A 15,295-nucleotide genomic window follows, 5' to 3' on the forward strand; every position below is an offset into this window, starting at 1 on the left:
GTGGCCGGTTCCCTCCGCGCGCTGCGGCGCCGCATCCGCTCCACCCAGTCGACGAAGAAGATCTTCTCGGCCCAGGAGCTGATCGCCGGCGCCCGCATCGTCCGCGCCCAGGCCCGGGTGGAGGCCTCCAAGCCCTACGCCCGGGTGATCACCCGCGTGCTCTCGGCCCTGGCGTCCTCCGCGACGCTGGAGCACCCGCTGCTCAACGAGCGGACCGAGACGCGCCGGGCGGCGGTCCTGGTGGTCACCTCCGACCGTGGGTTCGCCGGCTCGTACAACGTCAACGTGCTGCGCCGCACCGAGGAGCTCCTCGGCCAGCTGCGCCAGCAGGGCAAGGAGCCGGTGCTCTACGTCGTCGGCCGCAAGGGGGAGACCTACTACTCCTTCCGCGACCGGGCCGTCGAGCGGACCTTCACCGGGTTCTCCGAGCAGCCGGCCTACTCCGACGCGCAGGAGGTCGGCCGCGCGCTGATCGACGTGTTCGCGCCGGGGGACGACGCCGACCGCAGCGGCGCCGTCGACGAGGTGCACATCGTCTACACCGAGTTCGTCTCGCTGCTGTCCCAGGTGCCGACCGCCCGCCGGCTGGCCCCGATGGACACCTCGGAGCTCGAGGACGCGGGGGAGGAGGACGGCGAGCGCCCCAGTGACTCCGGCGTCCCCACCTCCTACGAGTTCGAGCCCTCACCCGAGGCGCTGCTGGACGCGCTGCTCCCCAAGTACGTCACCACCCGCATCTACGCGGCGCTGCTCGAGGCCGCGGCCTCGGAGTCGGCGTCGCGCCGGCGGGCGATGAAGTCGGCGTCCGACAACGCCGAGGAGCTGGCCAAGAACCTGTCCCGCCAGGCCAACCAGGCCCGGCAGGCGGAGATCACCCAGGAGATCAGCGAGATCGTCGGTGGCGCCGACGCGCTGGTCGCAGCGAACGCCGACGACTGACCACCCCGCCCCGTCGCCCGCGACGGGGAGTCCGGACCTGAGATCCCAGGAGCACCCCATGACCGTCACCGAGGACCGTCCGACCACCCAGACGACCGGCCGCGTCGTCCGGGTCACCGGGCCGGTCGTCGACGTCGAGTTCCCGCGCGACGCGATGCCCGACCTGTTCAACGCCCTGCACGTCGACGTCACCCTCGCCGACCTGGGCAAGACCCTGACCCTCGAGGTCGCCCAGCACCTGGGTGACAACGTGGTCCGCACCATCTCCATGGCCCCGACCGACGGCCTCGTCCGCGGCGCCGCGGTCACCGACACCGGGTCCCCGATCTCGGTGCCCGTCGGCGAGGGCGTCACCGGGCACGTGTTCAACGCCCTCGGCGAGTGCCTCGACCAGCCCGGCTACGGCAGCGACCTCACCCGCTGGTCGATCCACCGCCACGCGCCGCGGTTCGACCAGCTCGAGGGCCGCACCGAGCTGCTCGAGACCGGCATCAAGGTCATCGACCTGCTGACCCCCTACGTGGCCGGCGGCAAGATCGGCCTGTTCGGCGGGGCCGGCGTGGGCAAGACGGTGCTCATCCAGGAGATGATCCGCCGCGTCGCCCAGGAGTTCGGTGGCGTGTCGGTGTTCGCCGGCGTCGGCGAGCGCACCCGTGAGGGCAACGACCTCATCACGGAGATGACGGAGTCCGGCGTCATCAACTCGACCGCGCTGGTCTTCGGCCAGATGGACGAGCCGCCGGGCACCCGCCTGCGGGTGGCGCTCTCGGCGCTGACGATGGCGGAGTACTTCCGCGACGAGCAGAACCAGGACGTGCTGCTCTTCATCGACAACATCTTCCGGTTCACCCAGGCCGGGTCCGAGGTCTCCACGCTGCTGGGCCGCATGCCCTCCGCCGTGGGGTACCAGCCGACCCTCGCCGACGAGATGGGCGAGCTGCAGGAGCGGATCACCTCGACGCGTGGTCACTCGATCACGTCGCTGCAGGCGATCTACGTGCCCGCCGACGACATCACCGACCCGGCGCCGCACACCACCTTCGCCCACCTCGACGCGACGACCGTGCTCTCGCGGCCGATCTCGGAGAAGGGCATCTACCCGGCCGTCGACCCGCTGGACTCCACCAGCCGGATCCTCGACCCGCAGTACGTCGGGCAGGAGCACTACCAGGTCGCCCAGACGGTGAAGCAGATCCTGCAGCGCTACCAGGAGCTGCAGGACATCATCGCCATCCTCGGCATCGACGAGCTCTCCGAGGAGGACAAGGTCACCGTGCAGCGCGCGCGGCGGATCGAGCGGTTCCTCTCGCAGAACATGTTCGTGGCCGAGGCCTTCACCGGTCAGCCCGGTTCCTTCGTGCCGCTGTCGGAGACCCTCGAGGCCTTCAAGGCGCTCACCGAGGGCAGCTACGACCACGTGCCGGAGCAGGCCTTCTTCATGTGCGGTGGGCTCGAGGACCTCGAGCGCAACGCGGAGAAGCTCAAGCGCGGCTGACCTCTCGCGGTCCGTCGACGGCCGGGCACCCCGAACGGGGGTGCCCGGCCGTCGTGCTTCCCCGGCTCCCCGTCCCGCCGTTACGGGTCCGTGACCTGCGCCGATGTCCTCTGTGCCGGACCGGTGACACAGCGTCGGGACCTGCCCGGGCGCGCCGGGACGGGGGGTTGAGCGGGGCACCCCCGTGGGCAGGTGGCTGGCGGATCGACCCTCAAGAGCGGGAGCCTGCGTGCCGACACAGCAGGTGGCGCCCCGGAGGGACCGGACGCGCAGCACGGGAGTGACGATGGACTGGCTGGACGGGACGAGCACGCACGGCACGGTGAGCCGGCTGCCGGTCAGCACCCCGGACCCCGGCTGGACATGGCCGCCGTCGGCGCCGGTCTCCTCCGTCGACGACATCTGCTACGACACCGACGACTGGGCGCCGGCCTCCACGGTGCGCCACCCCTGGGTCCGCGTCGGCCGCTGGACCCTGCTCTACCGCCGCGCCGCCTGAGCACCCGGGCAGGCCGCCGCCCGAAGGGGTGGCCGCGGCCGACCCGCGCCGGACCCCGCGACGCGCGCGGCTAGAGTGAGGGCGACCGTCGCCGTGCCCGTCCGGCCGGCGTCCCAGCACCGCAGCGTCGGTGGACCCGGAGGAGTGTCGTGGCGACCCTGCAGGTCGAGTTGGTGGCCGTCGAGCGGACCATCTGGTCCGGCGAGGCGAGCATGGTCATCGCCCGCACCACCGAGGGTGAGATCGGCGTCCTGCCCGGCCACGCCCCGCTGCTCGGCGAGCTCGCCCCCGGCGGCGTCGTCACCATCCGCAGCACCGAGGGCCAGGACGTCGTCGCGGCCGCCCACGGCGGCTTCCTGTCGGTGACGCCGCAGGGCGTCTCGATCCTCGCCGAGACGGCGGAGATCAGCTCCGAGATCGACGTCGAGCGGGCCCGCGAGGCCCTGCGCCGCGCCGAGGCCGACGGGGACGACCCCGACGCGCTCGCCGCCGCCCGCCGCGCCCAGTCCCGGCTGCGCGCCGCCGGCCAGGCCTGACCCGGCCGGCCTGACCCGACCGGACCGCTCCCGCACGACCCGCCGGTGACCACCGCCCTCCTCGTCGTCGCCGCGGGGCTGGTCGTCGCCCTGGTGGTCGCCTTCCTGCTGCGCCGCCGGTTCCTGCTCTCCGGCCTCGGCGCGGTGACCATGTGGCTGCGCCCCGGCGGCAGCTCGCGCTGGGCGGTGGGCGTGGCCTGGTACGGCGGGGACGCGCTGCTCTGGTACCGCGCCGTGTCGCTGTCGGTGCGCCCGCAGCAGCGGCTGTGCCGCACCGAGCTGCACGTCGCCGGCCGCCGGGCGCCCGGCCGCGACGACGTCGCGCTGCCTGACGACGCCGTCGTGGTGTCCTGCGAGACCGACAACGGGCCCCGTGAGCTGGCGATGGACCCCGCGACGGTGACCGGCTTCCTGTCCTGGGTGGAGTCGGCCCCGCCCACGGCCTAGGAGCCGGCCGGGCGGGCGAGCCCGGCGGCCGACCCGGGCGGTCAGCCGCGGGCGGCGCGCTGGGCGTGCACCCCGCTGTGCGCCCCCGGCTCCCAGAGGACGTCGCCGTCGGGGTTGGCCTCGCGGGCGAGGATGAACACCAGGTCCGAGAGCCGGTTGAGGTAGCGCGCCGTCTCGGGGTTGGTGCGCTCGCCGTCGGCCTCCAGCAGCGCCCAGACGCTCCGCTCGGCCCGCCGGACCACCACCCGCGCCTGGTGCAGCAGCGCCGCGAGCGGGGTGCCGCCGGGCAGCACGAAGCTGGTCAGCTTCGGCAGCGCCTCGTTGTGCTCGTCGCAGGCGGCCTCGAGCCGCTCGGTGTAGGCGGCGGTCACCCGCAGCGGCGGGTACGCGGGGTCGGGGACGATCGGGGTGCAGAGGTCCGCGCCGACGTCGAACAGGTCGTTCTGCACGCTGCGCAGCAGCTCGCTCAGCTCCGGCGTCGGCGAGCCCAGCGCGAGCGCGACGCCGATGACGCTGTTGGCCTCGTCGACGTCGGCGTAGGCGACCAGGCGCGGGTCGGTCTTCGACACCCGGCTCATGTCGCCGAGGTGGGTCTGCCCGGCGTCACCGGTCTTCGTGTAGATGCGGGTGAGCCGGACGGTCATGGCCAGGAGACTAGGCGCTGGCCGGAGGCCGCCGGCCGTAGGGTGGGCCGGTGCAGTGCTTCGAGGTGACCGGGGGCACGGCCCTCACGGGCAGGGTCCGCGTCACGGGCGCCAAGAACAGCGCCCTCAAGCTCATGGCGGCGGCGCTCCTGGCCTCCGGCCGGACGACCATCGACGAGGTCCCCGACATCCTCGACGTGGCGATCATGAGCGAGGTGCTGCGCCGGCTGGGCTGCGGCGTCACCTACGAGCGTTCGGGGCAGCCCGGGGGCGGCGGCCGGGTCGTCGTCGACGTGCCGGAGCAGCCGGACACCGAGACCGACTACGACCTGGTCCGCAAGATGCGCGCCTCGATCAGCGTGCTCGGCCCGCTGGTGGCCCGCTGCGGCAGCGCCAAGGTCGCGCTCCCCGGCGGCGACGCGATCGGCTCCCGCGGCCTGGACATGCACATCTCCGGCCTCGAGCGGCTCGGCGCCTCCATCCACAGCGAGCACGGCTTCCTCGTGGCCACCGCGCCGAGGCTCCAGGGCACCTCGATCTGGCTGGACTTCCCGTCGGTCGGCGCCACCGAGAACCTGCTCATGGCCGCGGTGCTCGCCGAGGGCACGACCGTCATCGACAACGCCGCGCGCGAGCCGGAGATCGTCGACATCTGCTCGATGCTCACCGCGATGGGCGCGCGGATCGACGGCGCGGGCTCGTCCACGCTGACGATCGAGGGCGTCGACGCCCTGCGCCCGGTCACCTACAGCACCGTCCCCGACCGGATCGTGGCCGGCACCTGGGCCATCGGCGCGGTGATGACCCGCGGCGACGTCGTCGTGGAGCGGGCCGTGCCCGCCCACCTCGCCGTCCCGCTGGACAAGCTGGTCAGCGCCGGAGCCACCGTCGAGGTGGTCGAGAACGGCATCCGGGTGGCCATGGAGGAGCGGCCCCGCGGGGTCGACGTCGTCACGCTGCCCTTCCCCGGGTTCCCCACGGACCTGCAGCCGATGGCGGTCGCCCTCGCCGCGGTGTCCACCGGCACGGCGCTGATCACCGAGAACGTGTTCGAGGGCCGGTTCATGTTCGTCAACGAGCTGGTCCGGCTGGGCGCCGACGTGCGCATCGACGGCCACCACGCCGTCGTCCGGGGCCGCGAGCGGCTCTCCAGCGCGCCGGTGCTGGCCACCGACATCCGCGCCGGCGCCGGGCTGGTGCTCGCCGGGCTGCTCACCGACGGCGTCACCGAGGTGCAGGACGTGCACCACGTCGACCGCGGCTACCCCGACTTCGTCGAGCTGCTCACCGGCCTCGGCGCCGAGATCCGCCGGGTCGAGCGCCCCGACTGAGGAAGGACCCCCGTGCCCCCCGGACCTCGCTGCGCTCGGCCCGGGCCCCTGCACGGGGGCCGCTAACGGGCCGGGAACGAGGCCGCGAGCTCGCGGGCGCGGGGGGCGTCCTCGGGGAAGACGAGCACGTCGGCCCGGTGCGCCTCGGGGAAGCGGATCGTCGAGCGGATCCCGGCGTCGGACAGGACCGCGCGCAGGGCCAGCGCCGACTCCCGCCGCGACAGCGTGGCCACGCGGGTCAGCAGGCCGTCGTCCGACGGCGTGGGACGGCCGCGGCGCATGCCGCCGGTCGAGCTGCCGCCGAAGGCCCAGCGCATGAAGAGCGCCAGCAGGACCATGACGACGATCGCGATGACCGGCCCGGCGATGTAGCTGAGACTGCCCGGCTGCAGCATCCCGGCCCCCTCCGTCGACCCCGGCCGCGCCCCGCCGGCACGGTCGTCCACGATCGAGTGTGCCACCGCCGGAGCTTCCGGACCGGTGCTGCTACTGGCCGGTAACAGCCCTACACTCCGCGGGCATGCCGTTCCCTTCAGCGCCGAAGGACCGCGACCGCCCCTGGGTCATGCGCACCTACGCCGGCCACTCGTCACCCGCCGAGTCGAACGCCCTGTACCGGCGCAACCTCGCGAAGGGGCAGACCGGGTTGTCGGTCGCCTTCGACCTGCCGACGCAGACCGGCTACGACCCCGACGACGAGCTGGCCGTCGGCGAGGTGGGCAAGGTCGGCGTGCCGGTGACGCACATCGGCGACATGCGCGCACTGTTCGACGGCATCCCGCTCGACGAGATGAACACGTCGATGACCATCAACGCGACGGCGATGTGGCTGCTCGCGCTCTACCAGGCCGTCGCCGAGGAGCACGGCCACGACGTCGCGAAGCTGGCGGGGACGACGCAGAACGACATCATCAAGGAGTACCTGTCGCGCGGGACCTACGTGTTCCCGCCCGGGCCCTCGATGCGGCTGATCACCGACATGGTCGCCTACACGGTGACGGCCATGCCGAAGTGGAACCCGATCAACATCTGCAGCTACCACCTGCAGGAGGCCGGGGCGACGCCGGTGCAGGAGATCGCCTACGCGATGAGCACCGCGATCGCCGTCCTGGACTCCGTGCGCGACTCCGGCCAGGTGCCGCAGGAGCGCTTCGGCGAGGTGGTCGCGCGCATCTCCTTCTTCGTCAACGCGGGCGTCCGCTTCGTCGAGGAGATGTGCAAGATGCGCGCCTTCACCCAGCTGTGGGACGAGCTGACGCAGGAGCGCTACGGCGTGCAGGACCCGAAGCACCGCCGGTTCCGCTACGGCGTGCAGGTCAACTCCCTGGGCCTGACCGAGGCGCAGCCGGAGAACAACGTGCAGCGGATCGTGCTGGAGATGCTCGCGGTCACGCTGTCGAAGGACGCCCGCGCCCGCGCGGTGCAGCTGCCCGCCTGGAACGAGGCGCTCGGCCTGCCGCGGCCGTGGGACCAGCAGTGGTCGCTGCGGCTGCAGCAGGTGCTCGCCTACGAGACCGACCTGCTCGAGTACGACGACCTGTTCACCGGCTCGGTCGTCGTGGAGCGGAAGGTGTCCGAGCTGGTCGAGGGCGCCCGCGCCGAGATCGCCCGGGTGCAGGAGATGGGCGGGGCGGTGGCCGCCGTCGAGTCCGGCTACATGAAGGGCCAGCTCGTCGCCTCGCTGGCCGAGCGGCGGCGCCGGATGGAGAACGGGGACGACGTCGTCGTCGGCGTCAACCGGTTCGAGGGCACCGAGCCCAACCCGCTGCTGGCCGACCTCGACGCCGCCATCCAGGTCGTCGACCCCGCCGTCGAGAGCGCCGCCCAGGAGGCGGTGCGCCGGTGGCGTGCCGAGCGCGACCCGGCGCCGGTGGAGGCCGCGCTGGCCGCCCTGCGGGAGGCCGCGGGCAGCGACGTCAACCTCGTGCCCGCGACGCTCGCGTGCGCCCGCGCGGGCGTGACGACGGGGGAGTGGGCGGGGGTCCTGCGCGAGGTGTTCGGCGAGTTCCGCGCCCCGACCGGCGTGGCCGCGGCCACCGGCGGCGGCGAGGCCGACGAGACGCTGGTGGCCGTCCGCGAGCGGGTGCGCGCCACCGGCGAGGAGCTCGGCGGGCGGCTGCGGTTCCTGGTCGGCAAGCCCGGCCTCGACGGGCACTCCAACGGTGCCGAGCAGATCGCCGTCCGGGCCCGCGACGCCGGCTTCGAGGTGGTCTACCAGGGCATCCGGCTCACGCCCGCGCAGATCGTGTCGGCGGCGGTCGAGGAGGACGTGCACGTCGTCGGGCTGTCGGTGCTGTCCGGCTCGCACCTGCAGGTGGTGCCGGCGGTGCTCCAGGGCCTCCGGGACGCCGGGCTCGACGACGTCCCGGTCGTGGTCGGCGGGATCATCCCCGACAGCGACGCGCGCCGGCTGCGCGAGCAGGGCGTGGCCCGGGTGTTCACGCCCAAGGACTTCGGGCTCACCGACATCATGGGCCAGGTCGTCGACGTCGTCCGCGAGGCGAACGGCCTCGACGAGCGGGTCCCCGCGCCGGCCTAGCCGGTCTGCTCGCCGGCCGCGCGGTCCAGCGGGGCGGGGCGGCCGAACAGGTGGCCCTGCCCCAGCCGGACGCCGCGGGCGAGCAGCGCGTCCCGCTCGGCGGCGGTCTCCACGCCCTCGGCCACCAGCGCGGACCCGGTCTCGGCGGCGAAGGCCACCATCGCGGCGGTCATCGCCTGCCGGGCCGGGTCGGTGTCCACGCCGCTGACCAGGGCGATGTCGAGCTTGATGGTGTCCGGGCGCAGCCGCAGGATGTGCCGCAGGCTCGCGTAGCCCGCGCCGGCGTCGTCCACGCTGAGCCGGATCCCCGCCCGCCGCAGCGGCTCGACGGCGACCAGCACGGCCGGGTAGTCCTCGATCGGGGAGTGCTCGGTGACCTCGACCGTCAGCGGCGTGGCGGCGGCACCCTCGACGAGCGTGCGGCCCACGGCGGGCACGAGCAGCGCCTCGGGGGAGACGTTGACCGCCAGGCGGGTGCCGGGCGGGAGCCGGTCGGCCAGCTCCAGCGCCGAGCGCACCGCCAGCAGCTCCAGCTCGACGCCGAGCCCGACCGCCGCGGCGTCGGAGAACAGCGTCGCGGGGCCCTCCTCCCGGCCGGGGAAGCGGGCCAGCGCCTCGTGCGCCACCACCCGGCCCGAGCGCATGTCCACGACCGGCTGCAGGTGGATCGTCACCGCCCGGCGGGTGAGGACGTCGACGACGCGGTCGCGCCGCGCGGTGAGCTCGGCCTCGGCGAACTCCTCCGCGGCCAGCCGCTCGCCGATCAGGTCGGCCAGCATCTCCACCGTGCGCACCGCGGCGCCGTCGAGGTGCTCGCCGGCGTCGCGGCTGAGGCAGCAGAGCATCCCCAGCGGGCGCCGGTCGACGTCGCGGACGGGGGCGCCGACGTAGGAACCGATGCCCAGCGCCTCGGTGACCGCCAGGTCGCGGGTGACCGGGTTGCGGTCGGCCGCGGTCACCACGGGCGGCAGCTGGCCGGAGAGCACCCGCACGCAGAAGGACTCCTCCAGCGGCAGCGACATCCCCTCGCTCACGTTCATGGCGTCGAGCGCGCCGGTGGCCGAGGTGACCTCCTGCCTGCCCTCGGTGAACACCGACAGCCACGCGACGTCCATGTCGAGCCGGGTCCGGGCGAGGTCGAGCAGCCGGTGCACCCAGTCGTCGGAGGGAGCGGACGTCGGGGGAGCGGCGAGCGACCGGGGAGAGCCCACCCCGGCATCCTGACGGTTGGGAGAGCGCTTGCCCAGCGGTGGCGGAACGGCGTCGGACGGCTACCGGCGCGGGCCGAAGCGCACGTCGACGCCCGGGGAGAACAGCACGCTGTCCGGCGGGCCGCCGACCCCGGGCAGCCCGGCGGCGGTCAGCAGGTCGCCGTCCCAGGTCAGCAGCTCGGCGCGGTGCAGCGGCCAGGCCGGGTGCTCGTTGGGCCAGTAGCGGGTGCGGCCGAGCGTCGTCTGGTGCAGCCCCCACCGGCCGGTGAGGAACCGCTCGAGCGGGCCGGGCGCGGCCAGCCGCTTGCCCACGCGCAGCTCCACCCGCCCGCCGGCGCCGCGGGGGCCGGGCCAGCGGCGGCGCGAGGTGTAGGTGAGCCGGTCGCCGTCGCGGGCGAACCGCATCCGCGACCACAGGTAGGGCAGCCCGGCGGCCCGGGCGACCAGCACCGGCAGCAGCCGGTCGGCGTCGAGGGACCGGAAGACGACGCCGCGGCGGCCCTGCGCGTCGACCGAGTACAGCCGCACGTTGGTCTCGAGGAACGAGCCGACCCACGGCAGGCCGGGGGAGCCCAGGACGCCGATGCGCCGCATCCGGAACGGCACGAGACCCACCCAGCTCGCGCCGTCGTGCACGTCGGGCTCGGTGCCGGCGGGCAGCAGCGGCGCGACGACGGCGGGGTCGACCGCCCAGTGCACGAACGCGACGTCGCGCCAGCCCTGCGTGAACAGCGTCCGGCCGGCGGCGCGCGGCGCGGTGTCGGTGACCTCCTCGGGCTGCACGCCTCCAGCCTCCCCAGCGGCGTTGCCCGCGGCGACCCCGCCGTGGTGAGGTCGGCCACATGACCGCTGAGGGTGCGCCCCGCGTCGAGCGGGACGGCGACGTCGTCCGCATCACCATGTGCCGGCCGCGGAGGCGCAACGCGCTGTCCCGCGACCACCTGGAGCAGCTGCTGGCCGCGGTGCGCGAGGTGGGGGAGGGCGACGCCGCCGGCATCGTGCTCGCGGGCGAGGGGCCGGTGTTCAGCGCGGGTCACGACTTCGCCGACGTCCTCGACGCCCCGCTGACCGACGTGCGCAGCCTGCTGGCGCTGTGCACCGAGCTGATGCAGGCCATCGAGCAGGTGCCGCAGGTCGTCGTCGCCCGGGTGCACGCGCTGGCCACCGCCGCCGGGTGCCAGCTGGTCGCCTCCTGCGACCTGGCCGTCGCCGCCGAGTCGGCCGGCTTCGCCGCGCCGGGCGGCAAGGGCGGCTGGTTCTGCCACACGCCGATGGTGCCGATCGCCCGCAACGTCGGCCGCAAGCGGGCGATGGAGCTGGCCCTCACCGGCGACGTCATCGACGCCCGCACCGCGCTGGACTGGGGCCTGGTCAACCGCGTGGTCCCCGATGACGAGCTGGACGCCGCCGTCGACGAGCTCGTGGCGCGGGCGACCCGCGGCTCGCGGGCCAGCAAGGCGTGGGGCAAGCGGACGATGTACGCCCAGCTCGACCGGCCCGAGCGCGACGCCTACGCCACGGCCGTCGAGGTCATGGCCGCGGCCAGCCAGCTCGACGGCGCCCGCGAGGGCATGCGCTCGTTCCTGGAGAAGCGACCCGCGGTCTGGACCGACTGATCGGGGGACCCTGCCGGGCCGCCCGCGGCCGCGTCGGATAGACAGTCCGCATGTCCGAGGTGACGCGGTCCGACGCCGGCTGGCTCTCCCGCGAGGAGATGGACCTCGCGCGGGAGCGCCTGCCGATCCTCTACGTGGACGCCGTGCCGGTGCGGGTGGACGGCCAGGGCGTCGTCACCGCCGTCGGCCTGCTGCTGCGGATCGGCGAGGACGGGCAGGTGAAGCGGGCGCTGGTCTCGGGCCGGGTGCTGCACCACGAGCGGGTCCGCTCGGCGCTGCTGCGGCACCTGGAGAAGGACCTCGGCCCGCTCGCGCTGCCGCGCGTCCCCCCGGCGCCGCAGCCCTTCACCATCGCCGAGTACTTCCCGACGCCGGGCGTCACGCCGTTCCACGACCCCCGCCAGCACGCCGTCTCGCTGGCGTACGTGGTGCCCGTGGAGGGCGACTGCGCGCCGCAGCAGGACGCGCTGGAGCTCACCTGGTTCACCCCGGACGAGGTGCGCGGGTCGACCGTGCTGGCCGAGCTGGCCGGCGGGCAGGGCACGCTCCTCCTGCAGGCGCTGGCCCACCTCGGCGTCTGAGCCACCGGGTCAGCGCCCGAGGTCGGCGCAGCCCGTCTCGTGCGGGAGGACCGGCCGGAACGTGACCGACCAGCGGCCGCCGTCGGGCGTGACCCACGGTGTGAGGGCGTTCGCCGACGCGGCCGCGGCCAGCACGTCGGCGCCCTCGCGGCCGGTGGCGCTCACGCAGGTCAGGCCCGCGCCGAGCGGCGTCCCGGGCAGCTCCGGCCCGGGCCAGGCGACGTCGGGCTGCGGCAGCTCCGGGTCGCCGCCGGGATGCGGCTGCACCACGGCGGCGACGGTCTGCGGGACGTAGGGCTCGCTCGGCCCGGTCTGCGAGGTGAGCTCGTCGACCAGCCCGCGCAGCCGCGTGCGGGCCTCCGCCTGCTCGGGCGTCACCGAGTCGTCGGGCGTCTCGGACAGCGCGTAGACCTCCCGCACCGCCGTCCCACCGCCGGTCACCAGGGTGAACCGGGTCGTCGGCGCGTCGGCCACCGGCGGCTCGCCGAGGTCGCCGGACTCCTCGACGCCGGCGTCGACGGCGGCCTGCACGAGGTCGCGGACGACGTCCTCGCCGACCTGCTGCACCTGCACGTTCGGCAACGCCGGCGCCGGCCAGATCTCGATCTGCGGGCCCTGCGTGAGGATCCGCCCGTCGCCGTAGACGCTCACCACGGGCAGCCGGGCGGCGAGCTCGTCCGGTGTCGTGAAGCCGCCCGTGTGCGCCACCTGCAGCACCAGCCCGGGCGGCAGCGGCGCCGGGTCGGGGGAGGGCGCCGCGGCGTCCCCGCCGCCCCCGGCGCAGGCCGCGAGCGAGAGCGCCAGGGCGAGCAGGCCGGCCGCGCGGGCCGTCGACGTCGTCGTCACGGTCGTGCGACGCCCGACCCCGGCCGCGGGGTTCCCGTCGTGACCGGACCGGTACCGTCGGCGCCCGTGCGCCTGGTCATCGCCCGTTGCTCGGTCGACTACATCGGGCGGCTGACCGCCCACCTGCCCCTCGCCACCCGGCTGCTGCTGGTGAAGGCCGACGGCTCGGTGTCGGTGCACGCCGACGACCGCGCCTACAAGCCGCTCAACTGGATGACCCCGCCCTGCACCCTCAAGGACGAGCTCGTCGACACCCCCGACGGCCGGGCCGGCACCTGGACGGTCACCAACAAGGCCGGGGAGCAGCTGGTCATCACGATCGAGGCCGTCGAGCACGACAGCTCGCACGAGCTCGGCGTGGACCCGGGCCTGCAGAAGGACGGCGTCGAGGCCGAGCTGCAGCGGCTGCTCGCGCTGCACGTGGAGACCTTCGGCGCCGGCTGGACGCTGGTGCGCCGGGAGTACCCGACGGCGATCGGCCCGGTGGACCTGCTGTGCCGCGACGCCGACGGCCGCACGGTGGCGGTGGAGATCAAGCGGCGCGGGGAGATCGACGGCGTCGAGCAGCTCACCCGCTACCTCGAGCTGCTCAACCGCGACCCGCTGCTCGCGCCGGTCAAGGGCGTGTTCGCCGCGCAGGAGATCAAGCCGCAGGCGCGGGTGCTGGCCGGCGACCGCGGCATCGACTGCGTGACCGTCGACTACGCCGTCCTCAAGGGCACCGACGACCCCACGCAGCGCCTGTTCTGAACCCTACCCAGGGGTAACCGCCGCCGTCCCGGGTGGGAGACTGCCCCGGTCGGAACGGGTACGGAGGGATGGCAGCGTGGCCAGAGAACTGACCGAGGTCGGCGTGGTGGGGCTCGGCACCATGGGTGCGGGCATCACCGAGGTGCTGGCCCGCGCGGGCCTGTCGGTGACCGCCGTGGAGATCAGCGAGGACGCGCTCGGCCGCGGCCGCGGGCACGTCGAGCAGTCGACGGACAAGGCGGTCTCGCGCGGCAAGCTGGAGCCGGCGGAGCGCGACGCGATCCTCGGCCGGATCCGGTTCAGCACCTCGCTGGAGGACCTCGCCTCCGCCGAGCTGGTCGTCGAGGCCGTCCCGGAGCGGATGGAGCTCAAGACCGACCTGTTCGCCAAGCTCGACAAGATCTGCCCGCCGGACACCATCCTGGCCACGAACACCTCGAGCCTGTCGGTGACCGAGCTGTCGGTGGCCACCGGCCGCCCGAGCAAGGTCATCGGGATGCACTTCTTCAACCCGGCGCCGGTCATGAAGCTGGTCGAGGTGGTGCGCACCGTCGTCACCGAACCCTCGGTCATCGAGGACGTCGAGGCCCTGGCCGCCCGCCTCGGCAAGGTCGACGTGACGATCGGCGACAAGGCCGGCTTCATCGCCAACGCCCTGCTGTTCGGCTACCTCAACCACGCGGTCTCCATGTACGAGAACCGCTACGCCAGCCGCGAGGACATCGACGCCGCCATGCGGCTGGGCTGCGGCCTGCCGATGGGCCCGCTCGCGCTCATGGACCTCATCGGCATCGACACCGCCTACGAGATCCTCGACACGATGTACAAGCAGTCGCGCGACCGGCTGCACGCCCCGAGCCCGGTGATCAAGCAGATGATGACCGCGGGCCTGCTGGGCCGGAAGTCCGGCCGCGGCTTCTACACCTACGCCGGCCGCGACTCCGCCGAGGTCGTCCCCGACGCCGCCACCCCGCCGGCCGGTGGCGCCGCCGAGGGCGCCCGCCCGGTCTCGCTGGTCGGCGTCGTCGGCTCGGGCACGATGGCCACCGGGATCATCGAGGTCGTCGCCAAGGGCGGCTACGACGTCGTCTTCCAGGCCCGCTCGCCGGAGAAGGTCGAGGCCGTCCGCACGGCGCTGGCCCGGTCGCTGGACAAGCAGGTGGCCCGCGGGCGCCTGGACGAGGCCGCCCGCGACGAGGCGCTCGGCCGGGTCCGCGGCACGACGTCGCTCGACGACCTCGCCGACCGCGACCTGGTCATCGAGGCCGTCGTCGAGTCGCTGCCGGTCAAGCAGGCGCTGTTCGCGGCGCTGGGGGAGATCGCCAAGCCGGGCGCGGTGCTCGCCACGACGACGTCGAGCCTGCCGGTCATCGAGTGCGCCAAGGCCAGCGAGCGCCCCGGTGACGTCGTCGGCCTGCACTTCTTCAACCCCGCGCCGGTGATGAAGCTCGTCGAGGTGGTCAGCACCATCGCCACCGCCCCCGACGTCGCGGCCACCGCGCACGCGGTCTGCGCGCAGCTGGGCAAGCACGCGGTATCCTGCACCGACCGCGCCGGGTTCATCGTCAACGCGCTGCTGTTCCCCTACCTCAACGACGCGGTGAAGATGCTCGAGGCGCACTACGCGACCGCCGACGACATCGACGCCGCGATGAAGGTCGGCTGCGGCTACCCGATGGGTCCCTTCGAGCTGCTCGACGTCGTCGGCCTCGACGTGTCGCTGGCGATCGAGCGGGAGCTCTACACCGAGTTCCGCGAGCCCGGCTTCGCGCCGGCTCCGCTGCTCGAGCACCTGGTCACCGCCGGGTACCTCGGCCGCAAGACCGGCCGCGGGTTCCGGGACCACTCCGGCCGCTGAGGC

General features: G+C 74.2%; 16 protein-coding genes. 11 read left to right on the forward strand and 5 right to left on the reverse strand.

Annotation, left to right across the window (positions count from 1 at the left end; all coding sequences use genetic code 11):
- From WA616_RS18025 to WA616_RS18045, 5 genes are all read left to right on the forward strand, one after another.
- A complete protein-coding gene (locus WA616_RS18025; protein ID WP_336032008.1) occupies positions 1 to 939 on the forward strand; it encodes a F0F1 ATP synthase subunit gamma in 939 nt (312 codons plus the stop codon).
- A gap of 58 nt (positions 940 to 997) precedes the next feature.
- The gene (gene atpD / locus WA616_RS18030; RefSeq protein ID WP_336032010.1) at positions 998 to 2,434 is read left to right on the forward strand and encodes a F0F1 ATP synthase subunit beta; all 1,437 of its coding nucleotides are present in this window, start codon (positions 998 to 1,000) and stop codon (positions 2,432 to 2,434) included.
- A gap of 286 nt (positions 2,435 to 2,720) precedes the next feature.
- Positions 2,721 to 2,933, forward strand: a complete 213-nt coding sequence (locus WA616_RS18035) for a hypothetical protein (protein ID WP_139253032.1) — start codon at positions 2,721 to 2,723, stop codon at positions 2,931 to 2,933.
- A 149-nt stretch (positions 2,934 to 3,082) separates the two neighbouring features.
- Positions 3,083 to 3,469: a F0F1 ATP synthase subunit epsilon gene (locus tag WA616_RS18040; RefSeq protein WP_336032011.1), complete on the forward strand. Its 387-nt coding sequence runs from the start codon at positions 3,083 to 3,085 to the stop codon at positions 3,467 to 3,469.
- A 45-nt stretch (positions 3,470 to 3,514) separates the two neighbouring features.
- Positions 3,515 to 3,916 carry a DUF2550 domain-containing protein gene (locus WA616_RS18045; protein ID WP_336032013.1) on the forward strand — a complete coding sequence of 134 codons (402 nt, stop codon included), beginning with the start codon at positions 3,515 to 3,517 and terminating at the stop codon, positions 3,914 to 3,916.
- Positions 3,917 to 3,957: 41 nt separating this feature from the next.
- On the opposite strand, the gene WA616_RS18050 is transcribed toward WA616_RS18045, so the two are convergent.
- Positions 3,958 to 4,560, reverse strand: a complete 603-nt coding sequence (locus tag WA616_RS18050; RefSeq protein WP_336032015.1) for a cob(I)yrinic acid a,c-diamide adenosyltransferase — start codon at positions 4,558 to 4,560, stop codon at positions 3,958 to 3,960.
- A 50-nt stretch (positions 4,561 to 4,610) separates the two neighbouring features.
- On the opposite strand from WA616_RS18050, the gene murA reads away from it, so the two are divergent.
- The gene (murA, locus tag WA616_RS18055; RefSeq protein ID WP_336032017.1) at positions 4,611 to 5,891 is read left to right on the forward strand and encodes a UDP-N-acetylglucosamine 1-carboxyvinyltransferase; all 1,281 of its coding nucleotides are present in this window, start codon (positions 4,611 to 4,613) and stop codon (positions 5,889 to 5,891) included.
- A gap of 62 nt (positions 5,892 to 5,953) precedes the next feature.
- Here murA and WA616_RS18060 read toward each other — a convergent pair whose 3' ends face one another.
- Positions 5,954 to 6,286: a hypothetical protein gene (locus tag WA616_RS18060; protein ID WP_073422003.1), complete on the reverse strand. Its 333-nt coding sequence runs from the start codon at positions 6,284 to 6,286 to the stop codon at positions 5,954 to 5,956.
- Between the two features lie 125 nt (positions 6,287 to 6,411).
- Between WA616_RS18060 and WA616_RS18065 the strand changes: the two genes are divergently transcribed.
- Entirely contained in the window at positions 6,412 to 8,430 is a 2,019-nt protein-coding gene (locus tag WA616_RS18065) for a protein meaA (protein ID WP_336032018.1), read from the forward strand.
- Here WA616_RS18065 and WA616_RS18070 read toward each other — a convergent pair.
- Together WA616_RS18070 and WA616_RS18075 are read right to left on the reverse strand one after the other, a co-directional pair.
- Positions 8,427 to 9,641: a sensor domain-containing phosphodiesterase gene (locus WA616_RS18070; protein WP_336032019.1), complete on the reverse strand. Its 1,215-nt coding sequence runs from the start codon at positions 9,639 to 9,641 to the stop codon at positions 8,427 to 8,429. The two genes, WA616_RS18065 and WA616_RS18070, sit on opposite strands and share 4 nt — an antisense overlap.
- Positions 9,642 to 9,701: 60 nt before the next feature.
- Positions 9,702 to 10,424, reverse strand: a complete 723-nt coding sequence (locus WA616_RS18075) for a YqjF family protein (RefSeq protein WP_336032020.1) — start codon at positions 10,422 to 10,424, stop codon at positions 9,702 to 9,704.
- A 59-nt stretch (positions 10,425 to 10,483) separates the two neighbouring features.
- Here WA616_RS18075 and WA616_RS18080 point away from each other — a divergent pair, with 59 nt between their 5' ends.
- Complete coding sequence (locus tag WA616_RS18080) at positions 10,484 to 11,257, forward strand: enoyl-CoA hydratase-related protein (protein WP_336032022.1); 774 nt, start codon at positions 10,484 to 10,486, stop codon at positions 11,255 to 11,257.
- Positions 11,258 to 11,307: 50 nt separating this feature from the next.
- Positions 11,308 to 11,838, forward strand: coding sequence for an NUDIX hydrolase family protein (locus WA616_RS18085; RefSeq protein ID WP_073421718.1), 531 nt, complete (start codon positions 11,308 to 11,310; stop codon positions 11,836 to 11,838).
- Between the two features lie 9 nt (positions 11,839 to 11,847).
- On the opposite strand, the gene WA616_RS18090 is transcribed toward WA616_RS18085, so the two are convergent.
- Positions 11,848 to 12,684, reverse strand: coding sequence for a hypothetical protein (locus WA616_RS18090; protein ID WP_336032024.1), 837 nt, complete (start codon positions 12,682 to 12,684; stop codon positions 11,848 to 11,850).
- Between the two features lie 66 nt (positions 12,685 to 12,750).
- Between WA616_RS18090 and nucS the strand changes: the two genes are divergently transcribed.
- Positions 12,751 to 13,434, forward strand: a complete 684-nt coding sequence (gene nucS, locus WA616_RS18095) for an endonuclease NucS (RefSeq protein WP_073421720.1) — start codon at positions 12,751 to 12,753, stop codon at positions 13,432 to 13,434.
- 76 nt (positions 13,435 to 13,510) lie between these two features.
- Positions 13,511 to 15,292: a 3-hydroxyacyl-CoA dehydrogenase family protein gene (locus WA616_RS18100; protein ID WP_336032025.1), complete on the forward strand. Its 1,782-nt coding sequence runs from the start codon at positions 13,511 to 13,513 to the stop codon at positions 15,290 to 15,292.
- Positions 15,293 to 15,295: the final 3 nt, after the last annotated feature.

The sequence above is a fragment of the Geodermatophilus sp. FMUSA9-8 genome (assembly GCF_037034165.1).
Classification (GTDB): domain Bacteria; phylum Actinomycetota; class Actinomycetes; order Mycobacteriales; family Geodermatophilaceae; genus Geodermatophilus; species Geodermatophilus nigrescens.